At 41.3% G+C, this 26,736-nt stretch carries 23 protein-coding genes; 7 read left to right on the forward strand and 16 right to left on the reverse strand.

Going from position 1 to position 26,736, the window contains the following annotated elements; genetic code table 11:
- Positions 1-115 precede the first annotated feature (115 nt).
- From K429_RS0104135 to K429_RS0104155, 5 genes are all read left to right on the forward strand, one after another.
- On the forward strand, positions 116-3,997 hold the full coding sequence (locus K429_RS0104135; protein ID WP_231501805.1) for a hybrid sensor histidine kinase/response regulator transcription factor: 3,882 nt from the start codon (positions 116-118) through the stop codon (positions 3,995-3,997).
- Positions 3,998-4,125: 128 nt separating this feature from the next.
- Positions 4,126-5,067: an ROK family protein gene (locus K429_RS0104140; RefSeq protein WP_007214966.1), complete on the forward strand. Its 942-nt coding sequence runs from the start codon at positions 4,126-4,128 to the stop codon at positions 5,065-5,067.
- Positions 5,068-5,117: 50 nt separating this feature from the next.
- Complete coding sequence (locus K429_RS0104145) at positions 5,118-5,828, forward strand: 6-phosphogluconolactonase (RefSeq protein WP_007217275.1); 711 nt, start codon at positions 5,118-5,120, stop codon at positions 5,826-5,828.
- 4 nt (positions 5,829-5,832) lie between these two features.
- Positions 5,833-7,092 carry an MFS transporter gene (locus tag K429_RS0104150; protein WP_007214964.1) on the forward strand — a complete coding sequence of 420 codons (1,260 nt, stop codon included), beginning with the start codon at positions 5,833-5,835 and terminating at the stop codon, positions 7,090-7,092.
- Between the two features lie 11 nt (positions 7,093-7,103).
- Entirely contained in the window at positions 7,104-8,825 is a 1,722-nt protein-coding gene (locus K429_RS0104155) for a glycosyl hydrolase family 18 protein (protein ID WP_007217277.1), read from the forward strand.
- A 161-nt stretch (positions 8,826-8,986) separates the two neighbouring features.
- Here the strand turns inward: K429_RS0104155 and K429_RS0104160 are convergent, their stop codons facing one another.
- The 16 genes from K429_RS0104160 to K429_RS0104225 all read right to left on the reverse strand — a co-directional run bounded on the left by K429_RS0104160 (position 8,987) and on the right by K429_RS0104225 (position 23,963).
- Entirely contained in the window at positions 8,987-10,069 is a 1,083-nt protein-coding gene (locus K429_RS0104160; protein ID WP_025726129.1) for a DUF1972 domain-containing protein, read from the reverse strand.
- 112 nt (positions 10,070-10,181) lie between these two features.
- A complete protein-coding gene (locus K429_RS0104165; protein ID WP_025726130.1) occupies positions 10,182-11,273 on the reverse strand; it encodes a glycosyltransferase family 4 protein in 1,092 nt (363 codons plus the stop codon).
- Between the two features lie 2 nt (positions 11,274-11,275).
- Positions 11,276-12,520, reverse strand: a complete 1,245-nt coding sequence (locus K429_RS28405; RefSeq protein WP_007214959.1) for a glycosyltransferase family 4 protein — start codon at positions 12,518-12,520, stop codon at positions 11,276-11,278.
- On the reverse strand, positions 12,517-13,719 hold the full coding sequence (locus K429_RS0104175; protein ID WP_025726131.1) for a hypothetical protein: 1,203 nt from the start codon (positions 13,717-13,719) through the stop codon (positions 12,517-12,519). Before K429_RS0104175 ends, K429_RS28405 begins: the two co-directional genes overlap by 4 nt.
- On the reverse strand, positions 13,716-14,723 hold the full coding sequence (locus tag K429_RS0104180) for a glycosyltransferase family 4 protein (protein ID WP_007214956.1): 1,008 nt from the start codon (positions 14,721-14,723) through the stop codon (positions 13,716-13,718). The genes K429_RS0104175 and K429_RS0104180 overlap by 4 nt, the downstream gene beginning before the upstream one ends.
- The gene (locus tag K429_RS0104185) at positions 14,716-15,246 is read right to left on the reverse strand and encodes a hypothetical protein (RefSeq protein ID WP_230324599.1); all 531 of its coding nucleotides are present in this window, start codon (positions 15,244-15,246) and stop codon (positions 14,716-14,718) included. The genes K429_RS0104180 and K429_RS0104185 overlap by 8 nt, the downstream gene beginning before the upstream one ends.
- Before the next feature lie 256 nt (positions 15,247-15,502).
- Positions 15,503-16,165, reverse strand: coding sequence for an acyltransferase family protein (locus K429_RS30795; protein WP_231501806.1), 663 nt, complete (start codon positions 16,163-16,165; stop codon positions 15,503-15,505).
- Positions 16,143-16,523 (reverse strand): acyltransferase family protein, encoded by a 381-nt coding sequence (locus K429_RS31260; protein WP_369796054.1) that lies wholly within the window; start codon positions 16,521-16,523, stop codon positions 16,143-16,145. The genes K429_RS30795 and K429_RS31260 overlap by 23 nt, the downstream gene beginning before the upstream one ends.
- A gap of 7 nt (positions 16,524-16,530) precedes the next feature.
- Positions 16,531-17,490 carry a glycosyltransferase family 2 protein gene (locus K429_RS0104195; protein ID WP_044096345.1) on the reverse strand — a complete coding sequence of 320 codons (960 nt, stop codon included), beginning with the start codon at positions 17,488-17,490 and terminating at the stop codon, positions 16,531-16,533.
- Positions 17,442-18,575, reverse strand: a complete 1,134-nt coding sequence (locus K429_RS0104200) for a Coenzyme F420 hydrogenase/dehydrogenase, beta subunit C-terminal domain (protein ID WP_369796055.1) — start codon at positions 18,573-18,575, stop codon at positions 17,442-17,444. Before K429_RS0104200 ends, K429_RS0104195 begins: the two co-directional genes overlap by 49 nt.
- 3 nt (positions 18,576-18,578) lie before the next feature.
- Positions 18,579-19,682, reverse strand: a complete 1,104-nt coding sequence (locus tag K429_RS0104205; RefSeq protein ID WP_025726136.1) for a polysaccharide pyruvyl transferase family protein — start codon at positions 19,680-19,682, stop codon at positions 18,579-18,581.
- Between the two features lie 152 nt (positions 19,683-19,834).
- Complete coding sequence (locus K429_RS29715) at positions 19,835-19,981, reverse strand: glycosyltransferase (protein WP_230324597.1); 147 nt, start codon at positions 19,979-19,981, stop codon at positions 19,835-19,837.
- 7 nt (positions 19,982-19,988) lie between these two features.
- Entirely contained in the window at positions 19,989-21,098 is a 1,110-nt protein-coding gene (locus K429_RS0104210; RefSeq protein ID WP_007214950.1) for a glycosyltransferase family 1 protein, read from the reverse strand.
- Positions 21,095-22,654, reverse strand: a complete 1,560-nt coding sequence (locus tag K429_RS0104215) for a lipopolysaccharide biosynthesis protein (RefSeq protein ID WP_025726137.1) — start codon at positions 22,652-22,654, stop codon at positions 21,095-21,097. Before K429_RS0104215 ends, K429_RS0104210 begins: the two co-directional genes overlap by 4 nt.
- Before the next feature lie 231 nt (positions 22,655-22,885).
- Positions 22,886-23,458: a dTDP-4-dehydrorhamnose 3,5-epimerase gene (gene rfbC, locus K429_RS0104220; RefSeq protein WP_025726138.1), complete on the reverse strand. Its 573-nt coding sequence runs from the start codon at positions 23,456-23,458 to the stop codon at positions 22,886-22,888.
- A 55-nt stretch (positions 23,459-23,513) separates the two neighbouring features.
- Entirely contained in the window at positions 23,514-23,963 is a 450-nt protein-coding gene (locus K429_RS0104225) for a hypothetical protein (RefSeq protein ID WP_007217292.1), read from the reverse strand.
- 163 nt (positions 23,964-24,126) lie between these two features.
- On the opposite strand from K429_RS0104225, the gene K429_RS0104230 reads away from it, so the two are divergent.
- Together K429_RS0104230 and K429_RS0104235 are read left to right on the forward strand one after the other, a co-directional pair.
- Positions 24,127-24,687 carry a BT4734/BF3469 family protein gene (locus K429_RS0104230; RefSeq protein WP_025726140.1) on the forward strand — a complete coding sequence of 187 codons (561 nt, stop codon included), beginning with the start codon at positions 24,127-24,129 and terminating at the stop codon, positions 24,685-24,687.
- Positions 24,688-24,738: 51 nt separating this feature from the next.
- On the forward strand, positions 24,739-26,538 hold the full coding sequence (locus tag K429_RS0104235; RefSeq protein ID WP_025726141.1) for a DUF3987 domain-containing protein: 1,800 nt from the start codon (positions 24,739-24,741) through the stop codon (positions 26,536-26,538).
- The last annotated feature ends 198 nt before the right edge of the window (positions 26,539-26,736 follow it).

Genomic DNA, 26,736 nt, shown 5'->3' on the forward strand with positions numbered 1-26,736 from the left:
GTAATAGAAATCAAACCTATTTGGATAGTTTTTAAACCACTTTTTTTATATTTGTGTCTAATATTGCATCCGCGAAACCTATAAATGTGTAATGCGGACAGATAATAACGATATTATGATAAAATACATTTTCACCTTACTTATATTTCTCCTTCAATGCTTCACTTTATTTGCCGGTTCGTTTCGTCCCCTGAGTATAAAAGAAGGGTTGAGCAGCCGGCAGGTATTTCAGGTCAGTAAAGATTCTGCCGGTTTTATATGGGCCTATACCCATATGGGGGTAGACCGGTATGACGGCAATGAAATAAAACACTATCAGCTGGACGAAACGGTGGAGTCCAAAGATCATATCCTGTCTTCCACTACCATGACCTGTGATTATTCGGGGAATATCTGGATTGCCTTGAAGAACGGAAAGATATACGCGTACGATAATCGGACGGATGCTTTTCAACTGCGTGTCGATGCATCCGGATATCTTTCTTCTCCGGTCTTGAATAATATCCTTTTTGATGTGGATAACCGCCTTTGGCTGTGTATGTCAACGGGGGTTTACTGTTGGGAAGAAAAGTCCGGCTTATTGCTTGCCGGGTTGAAAGGACAATGCGTCAATTGCATTGTGCAGATAGATGATACTGAATTCTGTGCCGGAACCAATAAAGGTATCTATCGGTTGAAGCGAGCGAATAAAACCGGTTTTTCTTCAGAGGAAGCGATACCTCTTCCCGCGGAAATGCATGTCGAATCATTGTGTGCTTTCGAAGATAAATTATTTGTAGGTACCTTTTCCGACGGGGCTTTTGTCGTGGATAAATCGACAAGGAAGGTGCGGTCTTTCAAAGAGTTCATTCCCCATGTTCCCATTCGCACTTTTGCACAGGCTCCTGATAATACCTTGCTGATAGGAGCTGACGGTGCCGGTGTTTTCCAGATAGACAGAACTACGGAACGGCTTCTGAAGCATTATATCACCAATGAAGATGATGAAAGAAGTCTGAATGGCAATACCGTTTCTGATATTTGTGTAGATGAATTTGGCGGCATTTGGGTGAGTACCTCTACCAATGGCATCAGCTATTTAGACCCCAATATTCCTGATGTAAGGAGAATGAAGCATGAACAGAATAATGCTAATTCCCTGAAATCGGATCATATCAATGTCATATTTCAGGATTCTGAGGGAGATTGCTGGTATGGCACAAACAATGGAGTCAGCCTTTACCGGCACAAACAACGTCAATGGAAGCACTTTCTGGATGGTACGGAGCATGGTTCTAAAGTTGTATTGGCTCTTGCTGAAGATTCAAGAGGAAACATCTGGGTAGGTGGATATGGTATCGGTCTTTATGCTATCCATAAGGGAACAGGCAAGGTGCAAAAGATGGAAAAACGGAAAACCGGTTCGGACAAGGGTGTGGCCACCGATTACATTTATGCTATCCATGCGGAAGGTGATTATCTTTGGATAGGTGGTATTGAAGGCGAATTTACACGCTACAATATGCTGACGGATACTTATACCTATTATCCGATTGATTGTGTAGGAGACTTGAAGTCCGGTAGAGACGGTTCATTACTGATAGCAGGATGTAGTGGTCTGGCTGTTTTCGATAAAGCTACGGGAAAAGCACAGTGGCATCAGAAGTTCGGAGATATTTCCCTGCACTATCCTATCCGATGCTTATTGCAATCTTCATCCGGAGATATATGGCTTGCCACCGACGGAGAAGGATTGGTACGTTTCAACCCTGATAGAGGAGAGGCGCGTGCCTATACTACGGATGACGGTCTTGCTTCCAATTCCATTAATAGCCTGTCGGAAGATAACGATGGCCGTATCTGGTTCAGTACGGAAAAAGAACTCTATTGCCTGGACTTATCAAACGATATTCTGATCAGCGCAAACGATTTTCTGGATATCACCTGGGGATATTATAACCCTAATTCAGCCTTCAAACTGGACGACGGATGCCTTGCTTTTGGTACGGCGGAGGGAGTGATAACCTTTTCTCCTTCGCTGAACTTCGGACAGCATGGCCCTATCGAACTGATACTGACAGATTTTAAATTGCTTTATGAATCGGTGAAGGCGGGTATGAAAGGTTCCCTTTTAAAGACTAATATCAACGACACGCAGAAGATCGGCTTGAACTATAACCAGAATTCATTCTCCATTTCTTTCTCTGCCATCAATTTTACGGCTCCGCACAGAATAAGGTATGAGTATATGTTGGAGGGGCATAATGAAGAATGGGAACATTCCAATTCGGTGCGGAGCGTGAACTATATGGACCTTTCTTCCGGTACATACACATTCCGGTTACGGGCATTCGATAAATATACCGGGCAACAGATAGGGGAGCGCAGTCTGAAGGTGGTAATCAGTAGTCCTTACTGGGTTTCATGGTGGGCATTGCTGTTTTATTTTATATTGCTTTCTGTCTTTGTTTATATCTTTGTGCAGTATCGGAGGCATAAAGCCAATGAAGACCGGGTAAAGGAGAAGATACGTTCCTTTATCAGCATAGCGCATGATATACGCACCCCGATCAGCTTGATAAAGGCACCTCTGAGCGAACTTGAAGCACAGCGGGAGCTTCCGGAAGAAAGTAAGAAGACAGTGGCGGTAGCTGTGAAGAATGCCGAGAAACTGTTGAGTATGGTTACTCAGTTGTTGGACTTACAGAAAACGGAACTGCATGCCGAATGTCTGAAAGTCTCTCCTTACGATATCAAAGCTTATCTGGAAGAAAAGATAGCGGAGTTCCACATGGCCGTCCTGCAAAAGGGAGTGGAAATTCAGTTGAAGGCAGAGGCGGACATGCCGCAGGTGTGGATGGACCGGGATAAGATGGATCATATTGTGGACAATCTCCTTTCGAATGCCTTGAAATATACGGAGAAAGGGATTATCTATATTACGGTAAGAACAACGAAGAAGAAATGGTCGATTGAAGTAAAAGATACAGGTATCGGCATTCCAAAAGAAGAACAAAGAAATATCTTTCATGAGTATTATCGGGCACAGAATGCCATGAACTTTCAGGAAACAGGTTCAGGTATCGGGCTGATGATTACACGGAGGATTGTGAAGCAGCATCACGGTGATATTTCGTTTAGCAGTACGGAAGGTAAAGGGACGATATTTACCGTTACATTCCCGTTGAAGATAAAGTCGGGGATAGTTGTTGAGCGAAAAGAAAATACGCAGGAAATACCCACTGTTGATACCTTCCCGGAACAAGAAGATGCCGGTAAGAATGTGTTGCTTCTGGCTGAGGATGATAAAGATATGAGGGAGTATCTGATGAATAGTTTGTCATCAGAATATAAAGTAATCGGAGTGCCCGATGGCGGGAAGGCTTTGGAGATGGCAAGGGAGATCAATCCGGATATCATTATTTCGGATATTGTCATGCCCGTGTTAGAAGGTGATGAATTGTGCCGTATACTGAAGTCTTCTGTCGATACGAGTCATATTCCTGTGATACTATTGACGGCTCTGAGTGAAAGGGAGAATATCATATTCGGACTCGAAGCCGGGGCGAATGATTATATAATTAAACCTTTCGACCTCTCTGTCCTGAAAGTCCGGATACGGAATATCCTCCAGAACAGGCAGCATCTTCGCGATACGGTGCTGTCCATGGATACTCCACCGGAAGATACGGACTATACCAGCCAGCTGGACAAGGAGTTTATGGATAAAGTGATGGAAGTGATTGATGAAGAACTTTCTAATTCAGAATTCTCTATCAACGACTTTTGCCGTATGCTGGGCATGAGCCGTACTTCCGTTTATAATAAGATCAAGACCTTGACCGGGCAGGGACCTAATGATTTTATCCGTATTGTCCGTCTGAATAAGGCGAAAGAACTTCTGGCTTCCCGAAGATTTTCGATTGGTGAAGTATCTTCCATGGTTGGATTTTCTGATTCAAAATACTTCAGTACTTGCTTTAAAAAGCAGTTTGGTACGAGTCCCAGCAAGATTTAAAGTATTAAAGATAGCTTTTTAACCACCACGGACAGGTATCAAACCTTTTTTGTTAGATAATCAACTCCCGTTTTCCTGATAGTGCGTAATATTGTGGACAGTAAACAATATTAAAAACGCAATAAAGAATGGAAACTTATTTAGGTCTTGATTTGGGTGGAACCAAGCTACTGATTGGTGAGGTGGACAGCCATGGTAATATTTTAAGGTATAAGAAATATGACTCCGGATATTTTAACCAGCAAGCAGCTTCGGAAATCATAAAGTCGTCACTCGATGATTATATCCGTACGGTGGGTTGGTGTGACCAGAAACCTGTCGGTATGGGAGTCGGGCTGATAGGGCGTGTAGATCCTAATCAGGGCATTTGGTTACAGATTGATCCGAGTCGGACGCAACCGATAGCGCTGGCAAAGGAATTGTCGGATATTTATGGTATCCCCTGCCATATAGATAATGATGTGAAAAGTGCCACTCGCGCTGAACGTGTCTGGGGATTCGGACAAATATCCAAGAACTTTATTTATATTAATGTAGGTACAGGTATTGCCGTCGGTACGGTTATCAATGGCAGGCAGATACGTGGCAGTCACTTCAATGCGGGTGAGGTAGGGCACGTGCGTGTGGGAGTGAATCTTGGCATTAAGTGTGGTTGTGGAAGAATGGATTGTGTGGAGGCCATTGCTGCCGGTATCGGTTTTGATAATTGCGCCCGTCTTCTTCGCAACCGGTATGAAACCAATCTGCATATCCCGGCAGAAAAGGGAGAACGAGTACTGATCAGCGAAGTCTTTGCGCTAAGCCAGAAAGGAGATCCTTTGTGTGTGGCTCTGGTTGAAAATGCTTCGGAAGCTTTGGCAAATCTTATCATGAATCTGGTACGGGTTACTGATCCTGATACGGTGGTATTGGGTGGCGGCATTGTGTCCGACGGATATATTCATGAGAAAATACTGGAGAAACTTCATCCTACTACGATGCGCTTTGTAACCAATGGCGTGGTTATCACTAAACTTAACCCGGGTTTTATAGGTTTGTTGGGTGCGGGCGCAGTGGCGATGAATATGTAAATAGTGATTAATGGTTAGTGATTAATGATTAGTGATAAAAAAGTAGACTCATGAAAATAACTATAGCAAAGAGTGAAAAAGAGTTTGATTGTATCGCTGCATGGCGCATTATTGGTGAAATTCTGAATAAGCCGGAAAGTGTTATCGGACTTTCTACAGGGCGTACTACCGGCAACCTGCATCGCCTGGTTGGAGAAATCTATTCCCGATATCCTTTTGATGTTTCTTCTGTTACATTCTTCGGACTGGACGAGGTGACTAATGTACCCCGTGAGTATGCAGGTGCATGTTACACAATGCTGAAGACAGAACTGATCGATACGCTGGGCATCCAAGAAGACAACTTCCTGATGCTACCTACAGTCTCTGATGATTTTGACAAAGCCTGCAAGCTTTTCCAGCAAGAAATAGAGAGCCGTGGAGGCATTGACTTATTGATTTTGGGATTGGGTGAGAATGGCCATCTGGGTTTTAATCAACCAGGTTCTCCCTTAGGAGGAGAAACATGGGTGACTCAAATGAATACGGAACTGGAAGAACGTATCCGACGGGAAACGAATACACCACCGGAGAAAGAACTGGGTGGTGCTACTTTGGGAATCCGGAACATCATGCAGGCCCGTAAAATCGTATTGGTTGCCAAAGGTGCGAACAAGGCGGATATCGTCAGGAAAATGCTGGAGGGACCCGTTACACCGGAAGTTCCTGCATCGGTACTTCAGCTTCACCCGAATTGCGAATTTCTTTTATTTAATACATGATACTATGACACAACAAGAAAAACAAGTGAACTATATGGGGCCATTTATCACAATGGTATTCCTGTTTTTCATTGTAGGTTTCCTTACTACTGCCAATACTCAGTTCCAGGGACCGCTGAAAGAAACATTCCTTGCCGAAGTGGGTGGCCTGAAAAACACATTCGCCACATTGATTACCTTCTCCTGGTTCCTGGCTTATCCGGTCTGTGGTCGGGTAGGGTCGTCTTGGATTAGTAAATATGGCTATAAAGGTACGCTGATGCGCGGACTGTTGGTAATGGTGGTTGGTTTGGGATTATTTTTCGCTTCCTCTTATTTTACGGTTTTCTTTCCGGAAGCCAACTGGCATGCTGGAGGAAATGTTATTCCCGGTGGTTTCTTTATTTTCCTTTTGGGGTCTTTTGTGGTGGGAGCTTCTGCTACCATCTTGCAGGTGGTTATCAATCCTTATCTCACGGCTTGCCATGTGAAAGGTACGCAAGCCATTCAACGTCTTGCCATTGGTGGCTCAGCCAATTCTGTAGGAACCACTTTGGCACCTTATTTTGTTACGGGTGTTGTTTTCGGTGGCCTGGCAATGGAAGATATCCGGATAGATCAGTTAATGATTCCGTTCCTGGTGCTGATAGTGGTGATTTCTTTGATTGTTTTCCTGTTAATGAAACTATCTTTGCCGGATATACAGGGAACTCGGATAGAGAAAGGTGAGAAGCTGGAAAAGAGTATCTGGTCGTTCCGGCATCTCACTTTGGGAGTCTGTGCTATATTCTGTTATGTGGGCGTGGAAGTCTGTATAGGTGCCAATATCAATCTGTATGCCATTGAAATGAATTATGCATCTCCGGCATTAATGGCTACACTGTATTGGGGCGGGATGCTCGTGGGGCGGTTGGTAGGAAGCTCTTTGAGTAAGATTTCTCCTCGTGTGCAGTTGGTTGTAACTACGGTTTCGGCAGGAGCACTTGCTTTGTTGGCTATCCTTCTGAATAATCCGTGGTTGCTGACGGCAGTCGGATTGTTCCATTCTATTATGTGGGGAGCCATCTTTACCCTGTCCGTAGCCCATTTGGGCAAATATACATCTGTGGCTTCCGGGGTATTTATGATAGGTGTAGTGGGTGGTGCCATCCTGCCTTTGTTGCAGGGAATACTGGCTGATGTGCTCGGAAGTTGGAGATGGTCTTGGTTTATTGTACTTTTGGGCGAGATATTCATGCTCTATTACGCATTGATAGGTTCACGTATTCGTCAAACAGCTGATTAATTATAATACTTATGAAAAAGATTAGAATGATGATGGCAGCTGCTTTAGCCATATTGGCTTCATGCAGCACCACCAAGTCGGGGGAAAGCACAGCGAACCCCTTGAGTTCCAAAGTGATTGTGGCGTATGTAACTTCTTGGAGTAACATTGTGCCGGAACCCCAGTACATGACGCATATTAATTATGCTTTCGGTCATGTAAACGAAAGTTTTGATGGCGTCAGGATTGACAATGAAGAACGCTTGAAACAAATTGTGGACCTGAAGAAGCAAAATCCCGAATTGAAAGTACTTCTGTCTGTCGGCGGATGGGGGAGTGGACGTTTCAGTGAAATGGCTGCCAATGATGAATATCGCCGGGCATTTGCTAAGGATTGCGACCGGGTAGTGAAGGAATTTGATCTGGATGGCATCGATATCGATTGGGAATATCCCACGAGTTCAATGGCGAACATTTCAGCTTCACCCGATGACACGGAGAACTTTACACTTCTGATGAAAGATATCAGGGCAGCGATAGGTGATCAGAAGGAATTGACACTTGCCACTGTGGCTTCAGCGAAGTATATCGACTTCAAAGCTATTCTTCCTTTTATTAACTTTGTGAATATCATGGCTTATGACATGGCTTCTGCACCGAAACACCATTCGGCACTTTATCGGTCTGCAAACAGTGGAGGCATTACGTCGGATGAGGCTGTTACTGCGCATCTGAAAGCCGGTGTGCCACCTTCCATGCTGGTGATGGGGATGCCTTTTTATGGTCGTGGCGGAGATGGATACCCCAGTTTCCAGGATTTTAATAAAGTAGGAAGTACCGGTGGTGATTATACTGAAAAGTGGGATACGGTTGCCCAGGTTCCTTATCTGGTTAATAAAAATGATACGCTGGTATTCGGTTTTGAAAATGCCCGTTCACTGGCAATCAAGTGTCAATATATCTTGGATAGAGATTTATTGGGTGGTATGTATTGGGACTATAGTGGTGATAATGAGCAAGGAGATTTGCGTCGTACGGTGGCTGAGAATCTGCTTGGTAAGAAGCATAGAACTAAGGTGCTGGTCTTGACGGAAAGAGGTGGTCAGCATGGTGGATTTACGGATGCGGGTCTGAAGTGGCTGACTGATGAAAGTAGAAAGATGAATTTCAGCATTACCGAGATAAACAATGCCAAACCTATTACGGAGACTTATCTGTCCCAGTTCAATCTGATTATCCAGTTGGATTATCCTCCTTATACATGGCCGAAAGAAGCGGAAGATGCTTTCGTTAAATATATAGAGGAAGGTAAAGGTGGTTGGATCGGTTTCCATCATGCCACTTTGTTGGGTGAGTTTGACGGTTTTCCACTGTGGCAATGGTTTTCTGATTTTATGGGTGGTGTACGTTTCCAGAATTATATAGCGCCGCTTGCTGATGGTACGGTGCTTGTGGAGGATAAGAAACACCCGGTGATGAAGGGAGTGCAGGCTTCTTTCGTGGTGCCTGATGATGAGTGGTACACTTATGACAAGAGTCCACGTCCGAATGTGCGTGTGCTAGCCAGTGTTGATGAGGCTACCTATACGCCTGCTTCGGATATCAAGATGGGCGATCATCCTGTGGTATGGGTGAACGAAGGTAAAAAAGCGCGCAATGTTTATTTCCAGATAGGGCACAGCAAGAGGCTGTATGAGACGGAAGATTTCACGAAGATGTTCAGGAATGCTATTAACTGGACGTTAGGAAAATGATGAATGTTTTCCTTCTTATGGCTCTTCTATAAAGAAAGTGCCGGAAACAATCGCCAGGTAGGGTGATTGTTTCCGGCACTTTGCTGCTATAAATAATTCGATCAGTACGAATAGCTTATAAAATATTTTACTGATGAGTTTTCTTTTGTGAAGATGGTTAGTTATTTGGGGGATGAAAGTAATGCTTTATATTGTTGAGCTATAAAAGCCCAGGTATAATGTTGCTTTGCAATCTCCCGCATCTTGTATCCGTCCTCGGGGCTGTCATGTAGCAATTCTACCAGTTCTTCATTTGTTTTGAAGTAATGAGCTTCGTTTTCTGTTGTCTCACGATTATAAATCACGTCGTAAGCTAAAATCGGTTTGCCGAAAAACATAGCTTCCACTAACGAAGGGTTTGTGCCGCCTGCGCTATGTCCGTGGATATAGCACCTGCATTGGTTGCGCAGTGCATAGAGTATATCAAGGTCATACACAGAATCTACCATCTGTATATTTTTCCGACCACAATATTCTTCTTTGAGTTGTCGGCTGTATTCGCTCCGTTCCCAATTTCCCACAAACACCAGATTCTTTCCAGAAGTAGCAAAGGCTTTCAGGATCAGATGACAGTTGTTTTCCGGTTCAATACGGCATACACTGACAGCGTAGTTTCCGGGAGCGATTCCGTATTGCCTCAGAATTTCGTTCTGCCTTTCTTCGGTGACATTTCTTTGTGCATGATCTCCTCCATAGGCTACTAATTCGGCTTTCTTATGATACGTATTCCATACGTAGTCCTGTATTCCTTTATTATCGGCTATGATTACGTCAGCATAGCGCACGGCCATCGCTTCACTTGTTCGTAGAAACCATCTGGCAAACTTACCCCATTTGGCCCTCCGGTGTTCCAACCCGTCAATGTTCACTATTAATTGCTTCCGATACAACAGTCTGAAGACGGGCAAAAAAACACAGCCTGACACACCTAATATGATTACGGTATCATAACCTCGCAAACATCTAAGCATCGACAAAATATCATAAGGAGTGCTTTGCATCCCATTGGCATGGAATAGCGGGATGTACTTCAGTTGTGCTCCTTTGTAGGTTTTCATGCGTGTGGCATAATCCTTACCACTACAAAAAATCGTGTATTTTACCGTGTCTGCACAATTCCTGCCGATAATGTTCTCTACCAGTGTTTCAAAACCACCGTATTGAGCCGGCACTCCCTGAATGCCAACGATAGCGACGTGTTTCATATAAAAATAGTTGATTAAATTTTGAGTTTATTGAAGCTCCTGACATATTTGGCTTCCAAAAAAGAAATTGCAAATTTTCCTAATGAAAAAAGCATGAAATGTTTCAAATACTTTATTTATTGCCATACACGACGTCCTCTATGCGTTGCAACATAGCTTGCTCGTTAAATGCAGCCGAATGGCTCAACGCCTCAACAGACAAAGATAGATATAAATCGGAGTTGGTCAGCATCCGCCTTATCGTTTCCTCTATTTCATCCAGTTCCTGTACATCCATCTTAAATCCGTTAACGCCGTTCTCCACCATTTCAGCGATACCGCCTTCAGTCGGTACTATCACAGGAAGCTCGGCACTCATGGCCTCTAATGTAGTAAGACCGAATGTTTCTACCGCCAGTTGGGGATTGGTTAGACAAACCACTACCGATGCAGCATTATAGAAAGAAGTTACGTCAGCTTGTCTTGGGTAAATCGTCAGCCCCTTAATATTTGTTATTTTATTATCGGATAGGTATTTATCTATGTTCTCTTGCGTATCATTAATCACTAATACGAATTTATATTGCGGTAGCCTGTCAGCCAATTCAATGAACTCACGCGTACCTTTATATTCTTTCAAAGAAGATAGCATTAGCACCGTCTTGCGGTTAAACGCCGCTTCCGCATCAGGATGCAACCTGCTAACAAACTCTGTAGGCAACGCATTCGGTATCACCGTCACCCCTTTTTTCCTCTTCAAAAAAGAAGCCTGATAAGCCGACACACAGATTATCTCATGTGCCAACTTTTGCATACAGAAGGCCAATGCCTTATAGAACACCCCTTTAGCAAAAGCATTTTCATGGTAATGATACACCACTCGCTTTCCCATCAGCCTTCCGGCCAGTGCCGGACCTACGGGCAACAACGTATTGATGTAAAATACTGTGTTCTTGCAGAAGATATATCGGAAAGCATAGAAGAACGTGTAGAGTTGTACCCAGCTATATCTCAACATCGTTAGCGCCGGGTTCGTGGAGAAACGATACGAATAAGAATACCGCTTCATGTTAGGATGCGAATTAAGTTCGTCCAGCACTCCCCCTTTTGAGGTGACTAACTCTATGTTTTCCCCTTTCTCAAGTAACCCTTTCAGCACCATATTCAACACCTTTGGGCTGCCGCTGTAGTCGTTGAAGAGATGGAAACAAACTATTTGTTTCATTGCTATAGATGTATGTTATTATCTAAACGATAGATTACATCTCTAATTTGCTCCCCTTTTGTCTCCCACAGAAACTGTTTGCCTGTTCTTTGAGCTTTTTCGCCCATCAATTTACGCAATTCTATGTCGGAAGCTAATCGTATAATAGCATCAGCCAAAGACTGAATCAGTGATTCACGGTTTTGTTGAGGAAGTACCATTGCATAATCATTGTTGAAATATCGGGTATATCCACCTGTATCTACACAAATTAGTGGCTTACCGTATCGCATAGAATCGAAACTCACAGTCACCGCCCCCTCTTTTAGGCTACTATTCACCACAAAATCGCATTGAGCTATTTTCTGACGATATTCATCCATGGGGATATTTCCTAAGAAATCTACCGTCTTCTCAATACCCAACCGTGAACGCATATTAAGCAATTCTGCCTTATACATACCATTGCCCAGTATAGTAAGGTGCATTTGAGGGTTTTGTTTGTACGCGATAGCAAATGCTTCCAGCAGAAGGTCAAATCCTCGCCAAGCATCCAGCCTACCGACGGATAGAAGTTCTATTGTTTTATTGGGAGAATTGTTTGAAGAAATCGAGCAATTAGTGTCTGCATCCTCTACAGCTACATCTGTAAAAAGCACAGCTTTCTGTCGCCATTTCTCTGGGACAGCCATTCTCATTGCTTCTGTTTTGCACAGTATCAAATAAGCGTTCTTGCATCTTTGATTAAATCCGATTCGATACTTCAGACTTTTCACCATAATTCGACGAATGCTTTCTAAAATACGACTTTTAATATCATAGTGTTTAGTGAATTCTTCAGGTATTGTTTCCACTCCACCTATCGGTCCCCAAATGAACTTCTGTGTTTGACCAAATTTACTAACTGGCCAAATGGCATTTCCAAAGGTTAAGTGATGGAAGATATTAATACCATTATCTTGCATTGTTTTTTTTACTATTTTATTGGAAAGAATCGTCCAAATATAATAGTAAGTACGAACCCACTTGAAATTTCCATTTTTGAAAAATAGAGAATTAAGAGGTATGTCATAGTATATAAAATGAATAGTTTTGTTTAATCCATTTTGGATGACAAAACTTTCGATATCATCTATCTGTTCTTTATGAACTAAGACCCACAATTCAAAGTACTTTGACATCTCCAGGACCCAATGCCATCCCACTCCTGGTTCTGACCCCATATGTGGCATACAAGAAAATGCGGAAATAAATATTTTCTCTTTCATACTGAACTTTCTTTCATTTTTTTGTTTATATATAGCAACATCATTGTAGACCAAGTGATTTGAAGATTCACTCCAGACAGCAATATTGAAAAAGTCCAAAATGTGATGGTGGCTATTTTATTATCAGAGTCATAACAATACCTAAATGAAGATATGGCGAATATTAGGAATGACAGAAAACCATACTCAAGGGCATATAACATTAAGCCGCCACCAGTATATCCTTTTACAACTCCAGGAATATACCTGTACAAAAATGTACTAGTATAGTCAACTCCGTATCCGAACCACCCATTCAAAGAAGTCATATCTAAATGCTGCCAACAGATTATGGATGGAACAAAACGCAATGCACCGCTATGATCGGCTTGAAACATCTTCATAGTGTCAAAGGTAAATACTGAAAGAACCAGCTTGTATGTTCTCATAAAAGTCTCGCCTCCCATTATTGTAACAATGAATGCTAAAACAAGAACAAGGGCAAGGAGCGAAACTATGGTTTTCCTATTTAGCAATTTTGATAGTACAACCAGCAAAAATAAATAAGCACCAGCACTTACCATTGTCAGCATCACCCATAAAAAAGCACACCACAAAATCTTATCTTCATTCCATGATTCTTTGAATGACAATGCAGAACCCTTTTCTATTTCTTTCATCGTTAAAAATGAATACATAAGTAAGGCCACCATTCTGCCACTATGTTCAGGCTCTGACATCAGTGAATTCAACTTCCAAGGTTCTAAAGGAGAGTAATTGCTTACATTGAATATTGGAAATCCGAATAACACACATGTCTGTTGTATTAGCAAAACGAACAGATAAGCATATATTATCGACTTAAACAGAATCTGCATATCATTTAACTTGGCATCCGAAAAATGGAATAATCGAGTCATTGCCATAAAAAAGACACCAAACATTCCAGAATACAAAGCCGTACTCCATCGCATGGTTAAAGGATGGAATATTAGGGGGAACGAAATAGTACATAGCAAAAATAGCATCAAAGGCCAATCAACCCTCTTGTTGAATATTGGATACTGGACTAACAATAAAGGTGAAATAGCCATTGCGCCTATTAACAGCATATTTCTGGCACCTGCGCCTAATGCAAATGCCGGTGAAGTTACTAAAATGGCTATTCCAAAGAACAGCATAACTTTAGTAATATGAGAAGGAATATTATTGACTATCATTTGAGTACGAATGACAAAGTTTCTTCCAGCAAGCAGGACAATACTTTTGGCGATTTTGTTTCTTTTATCATTTTGCTCAATTGCGGCTGAAATGACTTCCCGTCAATAAACGATTTCACGGCAGTTCCTATTTCATCCGTATCATATGGATTCACCTCTAGTGCCTTTCCTGAATAATATTCTTTGGGACCGCCTAATTTTGTTATAACAATGTCGCATCCCATCGTCGCTGCATCAAGAGCCACAATGCCTACACCTTCATAGGTGGATGGTAGGGCAAAGATTTTGGCTTTAGAATAAAGCTCAATCATTCTCTCTTTCGTCACATAGCCTAAATATGAAACGTTAGGTTTACCTCTCATCCAATCTGCCAGAGTCTGTTCTTCCTCCTTGCTTCGCAATAATCCACAAAGCACTAACCGAAATTGATACTTTACAGACGCATCAATAAGTCTCTTTACATTCTTCCGCGCGTCACAAAGCAAACTGATATGAAGGCAGAAAGGCTCGCGATTATGGTTTATTTCACCAATAACTGGAATACTATATGATAAAGGTACAATCTTACATTTTTCGCCCGATATTCCAAAACCTTTCGATAAAAAACGTTTTTCGAAATTAGACCGCACTAAAAAGACTTTTATCTTGTCTTTTATTGACCGTAATGAGTGATAAGGATTAGTTAACCTGAGCTTTGAGCATCCCCATCGGGCATAACACTGTAAAGCCAATAAGCTATAGTTAGGATCTAAAATGGGTGCTACCGCAATATTGGGATTGATTGGGTAAATCCATTTTATTATATCTCGCATATACTCATTGAAGCCAAAGAAGAGGATTACATCAAACGACTTCCAATCATAATTGTTCCACATATTGACGAGTGTCACAACATGATTCAAATCTTCGAGTCCTTTTTTCCAAGTCATAGCCTGACTATATACGCCATCCGATGGCACTATATGCGGATAAGAAAAAATAAAGGCTATATTCATTTTATTCATTTTCAATAATTATGCTATCATCGTTTATATCTCTCCAGCTCCCCGATTTTTTGTATTTTGCAGGGATTCCTGCATAAAGGCCATAACTACCATGCTCCGAATAGTCTTGATTGCAAAGTGAACGTGCCGCAACTACAGAATAAGGGGGAAGCTTAGTTCCTTGCATAACAGTTACATCTGTGGCCAACCAAGTATGTGAACCTATGATGACTTCATCATAGCCACGTCCCACAAATAATCCTTGCTTATTTTTTAGGCGATGCATAGCACTGTCCATTATCTGTACATTACAACCACACCGCACTGCACCGTACAGTATTATCCTGTAGTCACAGTTTATTCTTAGGGTTGAAGAATTACCAAATCGTTCGCCAATCTCCACATAAGAATTATTGCGCAACACTGTAATTGCACTGTTGGCTCCAATGCAGGCATCTCCTTTGAACAGAATGGTGCCTTTGTTATAAAAACTGATGCCATTATTGGGATATTGGTTTGTAATGAACAATCCTAATCGTATCATTCCGAAACGAACCTTTGTTGCATTTATAATAACCTTGCCTTTTATACAGTACAATTTGGGGTTGTACAATATGATAGGTATCTTTATCGCTTGACTAAACGGTAAATACCAAAGACAAAAGAAAAGGGATATTGGCAGAGCCAATAAAGTCCTTATTTTATTCATCAAATTCATTAGGGTAATTTGCTAAAAATATAGCGTTCAAGGATTCGGGCTAAAATAGTATCTCTACATTTAATACTTTGATTCCTTTCATTTATAGTGTATTAGAAAATAATTTAATCAGAATGAGAAAATATGATGCCAACTTTTTTAATGCGACTGCTGTTGCAACAGATGCCACGAAAAAAAACAGAAAACTGATTTTCGTATTATAACGAAACATTAAATCTATTAGCATTATATGCGTAAGGTATAATTCAAGGCTGTGTTTTCCTATGTACCTTAAAGAACGACTTAAATAGGTCCCTATTTTCCGCTGTTCCATCCACCGAAATAAACTTGCCAAAGCGATAATCACCCCCGGGGCAATAAAATATAGTAAGACAAAATTAAGCCCATACGAGGTAATCACCCTACCACCTAATACCATACTTCCGATTCCTAAAATAAGATATGTCAGTAAGGAGATAAGGCATATTGTAAAGGTGTTAAATCGTATATCTGTTATCTTAGAACCCACATATAATCCACTGAAGTATATGGGAATACGTGCCAAAAACAGATGAATGCGACCAAGCGTATCCTGACACCATATTATACCCAAATAAAACAAAGAAATGTCAATCAATAAAATTAGACTTGTTATGGTTCGTGGATATTTCTTTAGTATAGGGAAAAGGGGGACAGATAACAGGTAGAATGCAAATGCCGCACTGATATACCAAAATGTTACATTACTCCCCCCCTGTAGTGCCAATAATTAGCGGGTACCAATAACTTAATGTCAAAAATTCGCCAAAATAATCTCTGAATGACCCATTAATCAACAAATAGAAAAAAGTCAGAATAATCCAATAGGCAGGTAGTATTCTACTAACCCTACGAAAAACGAAATTCATAAAAGTTGGCGACTTGGATAGTGATAATGCAATGCCAACGCCCGAAAGAAACAAAAATATTTCTACACCACCATATCCGTATGCCAACACTGGGCGAAAATAATTCAAAAAAGTCCATTGGTCAGAACAGAAAGACAGACAATGCCCACCCGTTATCCATAATGTCGCAATAGCCATAATCTCTGACCTGTATTTTAAAACCGAGCGAAAATTCATGCTTCAATCATTTATAGTAAGCAACAAAAATCAACCTCAACAATTGTTTGTAACGCAACACTTCCCCTTTATTACTCCTAATATAATAAAATAGAATGCGGAGGCAACACGCCGTAATCAGCATGATGTTTGCCAAATGGAAATAAAAGATATTTCTTGTTTTACAATAATTCTTTTTCCTCCCATCCAATTCCATGAGTTGCTTACGCTCGCTTACCTGTGAACTTTTACCTTCTAAATGTACGATTTGTGCTTGGGGCACATTCATATTCTTAAATCCTGCCTTGCGTATTCGCCAAGATAGTTCCGATTCTTCTCCATACATAAAGAAATCGGGGTCGAACATACCTACCTCTTCAATCACGCTTCGCCTAACCATAAAGTTTGCACCAGATACATTTCCAACCGGGATTGGCTTTTCTGACGTGTTATAAAAAGGATAGCTGACATATTTTCTGCTTAATCCAAAAGTAAGTTCGGATAGTTCATACGACATTATACCAAATGGTATGCGATGATAGGAATAAGTTGGTGTCATATCTGCATGGAGAAGTGAACCGCCGCAACTGCCGACTTCAGGATGCTCATCTATATAACATTTTAATATGTAGATAGCATTGTTAACCAAATAAGTATCAGTGTTGAGTAAGAATAGATTACGACCATTAGCTATTTTTATCCCTTCATTATTTGCCCGGCCGAAACCCACATTTTCTGCTAATGGAATGTAGATGACACGGCCTAAAAAGCAGTCCTTTAAAGCCTGTTCGGGGCTGGATTGGGAATTGTTGTCCACCACGATTATCTCATAAGTAAACCCTCTACTTTTATCATACACGGATTGGATGGCATTTACCAAGAGTTCTGTGGTGTTGTAATTGACAAGGATTATACTTACATCAATACCACTGTTATTGCTCAATGATTGAAGACGCTTTGAATCTTCGCCTTTAATATGCTTTTCCATAAACTTTTTCTTATTGCCTTTTTCCAACCGTATTTTTCATAGTTGTATAAGAACTGTTCTCTTTTGGGATTGCGTGTGGCGCAATTCCTAAAACTACCTCCTCCGCTTACGGCTTCATCAATTGCTCGCTCTTCTTGCTGTAATGATGATGATTTCACTTTGTCCCAAAACTTAACACCTTTATCGGAGTTAAGGGTGACCACCGAAATGTTTTGGGGAGGAGTTCCGTTATGTGATTGCAACTCTCCTAATCCTAAAAAATCTCCAATTGTTATATCTGCCACTCTTTTTCTATCTGAGTATTTGCAATGGTAGCAGCTTTCTCTAAGGGTAATTGAAGTTAAAAAGCCAGTGAGATAGTAAGAATGTACAGCCTTTTTCCCATATAAAAGCTTATCGCCATTCCATAAGGTCAGCCAATAGTTATATTTGTCATTCCCTCTAAATCTACAATTGGTAATGTTCTTCAAATGTTTTGAGGGAATAAGGCTTTTTATTTCTTTAACCAGATAGTCTTGAGGTGGCACACCATGACACAGCAAGTCACATGTAATCAGATTGGCATATTCTTTATGAAGATAGTTCTTAAGACCTGCTATTTGGCAGGGGAGTCCTATGAACAATACCGTACGTTTTTCATATAGATCCATCTTTACTTGACCATAGATATTACCTACAATTGCCTGTACATATTTTGATCCCTTTAAAGCATCCAAATGATATTCATTCGCCCGGACGAAATGTGCCTTTAACTCATCTCCCCATTCAACCCCATATCCAATTCCTTTGTACGTAGATACCACGGTTCTATATAAAGCCGCAGCCACCCCACCGGATGCTGAATATTTTCTATCGTTCAAAGATTTCTCCCATACAGCCAAGCATTTACGCGGCTCCAACCTTTCAGTATCTTGATTAACTGGACACCGATTTATACAGAGACCACAACCGACACAATTTGCCATATCAACAACAGGGTGTAACTCGCCATGTTTGTCCGACTGCATAGATATCGCTTTGTGCGGACAGACATTCATACAGGTTGCACATCCAGTACATAAATGATAATCACATATATTCATCATATATCAACAACAATCAATAATCGTTTTCAAATACTCCAAAGAATCGTTTCTGTCTTTCTCTAAAATATGATTTACTTTTATGTATTGTTCTCCTATTGGTGGAGGAAACTTTGTGCCATCGAATAAACGGTCAGATAACTGATAATGTTTGAGTAAGTCAGACAATCTGGAATTTTGCGATTGAATATCTCCGTTAGCAAAACGCATCAAAGTAACAAATTCCTTGTTTAGATTTATACTGAGAGCTGTTGCGTGGAAAGAATCAGTGCACACCATTGAAGAGTGAAGGATTAAGTAAATAAAATCTTGAATACCGGCATCCTCTATCGTTTCGCTTGATTTTTGAAAATGGCCCGGTTGCATAGGCAATACTACTATACGTTGAATGCCTGTTTCCTGTTTAATCATTTTTACTGATTCCCAATAGGTTATGTTGTCCACTATAAAGTAGCATAGGATATATGGTTTTTGGGTGTCAAATTTTCGAAGAGTATAACCATTGCTAAAAAATACCCACTCATTCATATCTAACAAGAAAGTAGGGTCAACCACTTTCTTGATAGGCTTGTTAACGATATCTTCTAATATGAATTTTGCGGTATCTTCTCGTACGGAAATATGTTCAAATGAAGACAAACAACTTTTGTACAGATAAACTTGGGCTTTCGGTATTGCTCCGACCCCTATACTGGAAGCGTAAGAGTATTTTTTAGTGTTCAAACCTTGTAACATTAAGAATGGCTCTGTGTGTGCCGGATTCCATAACTGGTCACTTCCTGATATTACTGCATTCATACTTGAAATCTGCGACTTATATAGGAAGCGTCCTAAATATCCTACACATCGACAGAACTCATTGAATGTCTCACTCTTAAAGTGTCTAATTTTCTTTGCTTTATTGAAGTTATATCCATGCAGCCGATTGTATTCTGAAGAGGTCGCAAAACTTCTAAGAATGTTACCAGCCCAGTTTCTCCATGTGAAATATTTCTTTAACAGATAGGGCTTAGCCCCCAACTTGCCAACCGCATGCGCCAATGCAAAGGCCTGTAACGAAGTTCCATAATTACTGCCTCCGTACCATGTAACAATACCAATTTTTTTCACTTCAATACAAATGTAAGTATTTCAATAATTTCATTACAAAATCTATAATACATGCATAAGGAATCGCCTTAAACAGAAAGGCGTAAAAGGATATTTAGCTTTCATTGTTCTGATTCTCAGGCGACCACATATTATATCTTTCTTGTATCATTTTATGAATTATTCCCATCCTTTGTGGCTTGGGATATATCATTTATTAGCAATAGTTCAAAATCATCGTATGATTGATTTAAGATGAAATCAATACATCTTGCGAGATATTGTGAAGAGTTGTATACTGGGACTATAACACTTACCATAATGAAATTACTGATTAAAAAGTTCGATAAATTTGCCTGCTTGCTTTTGAGGGGAATATGTTTGAATATATTCTTTAGCTATATTTTTCAGATATTCCGGCTCATATTCAGTGTTAAGTACATCTAACATTTTTCTACTCAGATGTTCTGCGGACATAGCGGGTTCATAGTAGTTGAGGAGGCCTTTTGTTGTTTCATAAAGAGCTGTTTCTTTGGTGCAAACAACTGGAACACAATGAATAGCCGCTTCTATAGGTGTAAAGCCGAAGCCTTCCATTAGCGAAGGAGAAACAAATAAGCTTGCATTACTATATAATTTATGCATCTCAGCCTCAGAATATTTATTATCAATTAGCTTTATTCTACCATCTATTCCTAACTCTTTTATTAAAGGGAGTACTTGTTCATCCCAATATGGTAATCTTTTTGCTTTGATTATTAAATTGTGACTAATTTCTTCTTTTATTAAAGCAAAGGCTTTTATAAGCGTAATTATATTCTTATACGGTTCAAGGGTGTTAACATTAAGAATGTAGGGTGAACTTGATGAAACTGTACGCTCCTGGAAATATTGAGTATTGGGAATGCTATTATATACTACACTTATTTCCACTCTAATGTAAGGGCATTTATGAAGAATATCATTTCTAACATAGTTAGAAATCGTAACCAACCTTTGCTGTCGGGTGAGTATATGTTTCAAAGTGGTTTTAAATAAAAGTCTCTTCAATCGACCATGCTTCAACTTAAATCCTTGAGTGTCATGAAATACTCCTATGCATGGGACTTTTGAAGTATACAACCCTGCTATATTGATAAATGGCGAAAAGAATTTGTCAATCTTGTTTTTTGCAATCAATCTATTCATTCTATATAGATTCAACATACCATGTATATGAGGAATCTTTGAAATATTAATATCGTCAAAAACAAGAAGCTGAAATGAATTTCCTGTCTCCTTTTTAATAGCATGAATGTTATTATGGGTACATAATAATATTATATTCTCAGTATAATGGCACTGAGCAAATCCACTTAGCAGCCTATAAATATATACACTTACACCTGCCATTACATCAGGATTTATATATGTCAAATCAACCAATATATTTTTCATGATTTAAATTTTCGAGTTACACTGCTAAGACTCAATTTCGAAGCTATTAATCTGTTTATATATTGACGTTCATTATGACTTAATCCTAAATAGTAAGAGCACAAGCATACGGAAATCATACAGAACAGCATAGATATACAAAAGTTTAGGATTGAGCTTTCTCTACAAATAGAATACAGGAACGGCAGTAATGATGCCATAAACAAAACTTTGATTATAGGTATGATGACCTCAGTTATATATTCAGATACCTTGATTGATATAATAGGTAAGATTAGTTTAACTCTTATAATCTGAGTGAATATTTCTACCAAACAACCGATTATGAATACAGATTCAGGCGGATAATTAGAAAACATTAGTACTAGGAAAGAAATGGGAAGGGTTAGTATCTGACAGAGGCCTTCTATTATTTTGATTTTCTTTATTTTACCGGTGGCTTGAATAGAAATAGATAATGGATTGGACAGAGCCAACATTAAACTTTGGAAGAGAATCAAACGCACAAACCATATCGTATGTTGAGGAACACTCTTCAACCATAAATCCAAAACAATTTCAGTTTCCAATACTATAGGTAAAGTCAACAACAACAATAAATAAAAAGAGAATTTGGAACTGATTATTAATAACCTACGCATATTTATCAAGTCCCCGTCAGCATAACTTTTAGTCAATTGAGGATTCAATGCCATTTGAAAATTGTAACAGAATTGCATAATAACGCCCTGCACTTGAACTGCCACTCCTCTCGCCGCATTTACTACTGTACCGTAAAAGAGATTAAGCAAAATATTAAGTCCTTGAGTCGTTCCCATAACAGCAAAATGGCCAACTAACGTCCAGATAGTAAATAGTGAAATTTCATGCAGTAAGCTTTTATCAAATAAAGGTTTTGTTTTAGCTTCTACAAACTTGATTCTCGAATATGTAAGAAATAAAAGTCTGGTTATTGTTGTAATTAATAAAAACAAAAAGGAATAGGCAATTAAACTATCATACTGAATATATGGCAGTACTATGACAATCACTAATTTCAATACGGTTTCTATAGTGGTAAATACTGCATATATGCCCAATCGCTCATGGGCAATTAAATCCGAATAGTATGGTAGGGATAGAATTCCGATAAGTGCCGAGAACATAGCATACTGATAGACCCAAAATGATGCTGCTTCACGACCTGCCGGAATATTTAATTGAGTATTTAAAAACCATAATCCGATAGTTTCCGCCAAAACAAATATAACTAAGGCTAATAGAATATGAAGAGTTTTCAGATTTCCGAAGACTTTTATTAGCTCTTCTACATTTTTCTTCCCGACATGATATGTTATGTATCTTGATGTCGCTCCTCCCAAGGCTCCCGTTAGGAAACTAAAAAGCACAACTACTCCACCAACAACATTATATAGTCCATAATCGCTTACTCCTAAAACGTCAAGAATAATTCTGCTGGTATAAAGTCCTACCATCAAATTAATCAGCATCCTCAGATATAGATACAAGGTATTTTGGGCGATACGCTTTTTTTCAGTATTTACAGGGCTTCCCACTATGATTTACAAAAAAATATTAGAGAAATATTCGAAATTAAGATTGTTAAGAGGTTTTCGAGTGACATTCAGTTTATAAAAATCCTCTCTGTATTACAAATCAACCACATGTAACTTACCGACTTAAACGACAAAAAGTGAAATGTGGGAATGTAGAGTGTCTTGTCACCAATATATAGATAAAGAGATGCAAATTCAATTATTCATGGGACCCTGTTAGAAGTGTCTTCATCATTCATAAAGCCCCATCCCATACTCAAACGGACTCTCAAAATCCCTCAATAACGGATGCTTCGTATCTTTCTCACTCAGTATCGCTTTATCAGCCGGTATTTTCCAGTCTATTCCTATGCCTTCATCCAAGATACTGATTCCACCGTCGGCTTGTGGAGCATAATAGTTGTCACATTTGTACTGAAATACAGCCACTTCACTCAATACGGCAAAACCATGGGCAAAACCTTTGGGAATGAAGAATTGCAAATGATTATCTTCTGACAATTCTACAGCCACATGCTCACCGTATGTGGGCGATCCTTTGCGAATATCTACCGCCACATCAAGCACGCGGCCTTTGACGACACGCACCAGTTTACTTTGCGCAAAAGGCGGCTTCTGAAAATGAAGCCCTCGAAGTACTCCGTATGATGACATACTCTCATTGTCCTGCACGAAATTCACCTTGTGCACCTTCTCTTCAAATTCCCGTTGGGAAAAAGACTCGAAAAAGTAGCCGCGTTCGTCTTTGAAAAGGCGTGGCTCAATGATGACCAAACCCTCTACATTTGTTTTTTGTATAAGCATTGTTTCTTATAATAGTTTTAAATACTAAAAGGTTACATTCTCTAAACTGCCTCCTTTATTTTCCTCCTCTCCCTTGCCTCATCAGCATATTATTAATCTGTTGTCTCACATTGTCCACCTTTGCCCCCGATGTCAGTCGGGAAGCGAAAGGAAGAAGAACCTCGATGAAGGTGCCTTTCACCACCGTGTCCTTGCCCACGCGGGGTTCGCTGAGCATGATGCTCACTACACCCGCCAGATCGTGGGCGGTGGCGCATTCGCCCAGAAGTCGGGTGTACTCATGCACTTTTTTCACGTCGGGCACGTAGGTGAAGAGAAGGCACTCGGCATCGTTCAGACTTTCAATGCCCTCGGTTTCTTCGGGACGGATGGCGACCTCGGCAAACTGATCGCCGTAAAAATTCTGAACGGCGGTAGCGCCTGCCGGGGCTATCATGTTCGTACCGCCGAATATCTTTATCTCTATTTCCGGTTTGTCGTTCATATTTATATTTTCTCTCTCCATTCTATTTAATTATTTTAATGATAAATCAATAAGCACTCAATGATTATAAATGCTTAGTAAATGGCTTTTAATGCAGTGTATAGGATGAATTATATCCTGTATCTTTGTTGATATAAATCTGTTAAATATAAAATATAGTTTTAATTAAATCAGAATCAATTTCATGAAAGAATCTATCATGTCTTTTTTCAACGCTCCCATCACCAACAAAGTGCCTTCCGGAGTGTGTAGCGTAGTGGGGCTTCATGCCTATATCTCCTCTGATTCCCATCTGAAGGAGCTGACACAAAGAGTAAGGGCCGATACGGAAAACGATAAAGCATTCCGTGGAAAAAAACAGACTTTGCTGCCCTACGTCACGCCTGCCGGAATCTTTTCGTACTGTCGGGAGCAGTGCATCATGCTGCCGTCCGGAGACTTTGTGATAGACATCGATCATCTAGCCTCTGTCGAAGAGGCCATGATGTGGCGCGACCGACTTTTTGCCGACGAAGTGCTACAACCCGACCTTGCCTTCGTAAGCCCCGGTGCCAAAGGAGTGAAACTCTTTGTACCCTACCGGCTGAATCTCACAGATACGCTGGAACACTCGTTCGACAATGCTCTACACACTGCCTGGGACTATCTGGAATGGCGTCATGGACTAAAGGCCGATACCGCCAATGCCGATATGTCGAGAGCCTGCTTCCTGGCATACGATGAAGAAGCGAAGTGCAAAATTTAGGGCGAGTTGCGAATTACAAATTACGAATTACAAATTACAAATCCTATCATCGTGAACGAACTTGACATTATCGAACAGTTGACTATTGCCGCAGAACAGGCCGGAGCCAACCTTGCACCTACGTATCAGGAATACATGCCGCTGGCCTTCGCCATTGCCAACAGTTGCGGCGAGGCGGGACGCAGTTTTTTTCACCGGCTTTGCAGTCTGTCTGCGAAGTATCGGCAGGCCGACGCTGACAAACTTTACGACCACACCTTGCAGAATGGGCGAGGGGGCAATTCCTTAGGAACGGTGTTCCACCTGGCCCAGTTGGCAGGCGTGCGTTTCGACAAGAAACTTGCAAACTTGCAAAACTTGCAGCCCCTCCTCACACCCACCCACACGTACGTGCGAGAAAACGATGTGGAAACCTCCGTCTCGCTGCCCTGTTTCCCGGAATACCGATGGCCGCTCTTCCTGCAACAAGTGGTGGACTGCGGCGAATCGCCCGCCCAAAGGGACATCCTGCTGCTGGGAGCACTGACTGTATTCGGAGCCACCCTCAACCGGCTGTTGAGCTTTGTCTATGGCCGCAAGATCAAATTTCCGTGCCTGCAAACCTTTGTCATCGCTCCGCCCGCTTCCGGCAAAGGAGCGCTGACCTGGGTGCGCCGGCTGGCTGAACCCCTGCACGACGCGCTGATGGAATCGTACAGCGAAAAGATGAAAGCCTATCGCCTTGAGAAGGTGCAATGGGACATGCTGGGCAAGGAGAAGGCAAGCAAGCCCGAACCCGAACAGCCTTGCATGAAAATGTTCCTTATTGCGGGTGACAACTCCGGAGCCGGCATGCTGGAGAACCTGATGGATGCCAACGGTGCCGGACTGATATGCGAAACCGAAGCGGACACCGTGAGCACTGCCATCGGTACCGACTACGGACACTGGAGCGATACCCTGAGAAAGAGTTTCGACCACGAACGCCTGGCTTACAACCGCCGCACCAACCACGAATACCGGGAGTGTAAAATATCCTATCTTAGCGTATTGCTTAGCGGTACGCCTGCCCAAGTGAAGCCGCTCATTCCCTCGGCGGAGAACGGCCTGTTCTCGCGCCAGTTGTTTTACTGCATGCCTCCCATTCGTGAATGGGTGGATCAGTTCTGCGAATCCGGTATCGACTACGACCGTATGTTCACCCTTTGGGGAGAACGTTGGAAATGCCTGCTCGATGCCTTGGCGGCTGTCGTAAGCGGCATCAACCTGAAACTGACCGAAGAGCAGAAAGAGGAATTCAACGTTCACTTTTCACGCATATTCGGTCGTGCGGGTGCGGCTCATGGCGATCCTATGAAAAGTGCGGTGGCACGTATCGCCATCAACATCTGCCGTATCATTGGCATCGTGGCATTGATGCGCTCGCTCGAAGCCTTGTTAATGGCAACGGACGGTATCGACCGTACTGCTGCGGAAAAGCCGGTGGACGACCTTGTAAAAGCGCTGAAGTCATGCCCGGGCTTGTTGCCTTCACCTCACATTCCGCATGAGAACGTGCAGGATGGCGTGGTACCTCAGTTCGATCTCACCGTCAACAGCAATGACTTTCATGCCGTGTTGTCACTCACGGAACCTCTGTACCTGCATTCGTGTCATATCCTGTCGTTCCTTCCGGCGGGCGACTCCATGCAACAGAAAACGTCGCAGGAGGCATTCCTGGATTTGTTGCCTCTCAACTTCACCCGTAGCCAGGCCCTTCAAGCGGGTGAACAGTATGGAATACCTGCCAACACGCTCGACTCGCTGTTGAAGCGAATGCTGAACAAAGGGCAGCTGGTGAAAAGCGGGCGCGGAGAATACAGGTTCAAATGAAACGTCGTTCGGAAAAAGGATCCCATCCGCTTCATGCACGTGTATGTACGTGTGTGGGTGTGAGGGGGCTGCAAGAAATGCAAGTTTGCAAGATTCCGCTTTTTTTTCTCCAACTGGGAAAAAAAAATTCTCCAGTTAGGAAGAAAAAACTCCCATATCCGGAACGCCTTTAATTCTTTAATTTTTAATTTCTCCCAC

It is taken from the genome of Bacteroides sp. 14(A) (genome assembly GCF_000526555.1).
Lineage (GTDB): Bacteria > Bacteroidota > Bacteroidia > Bacteroidales > Bacteroidaceae > Bacteroides > Bacteroides cellulosilyticus.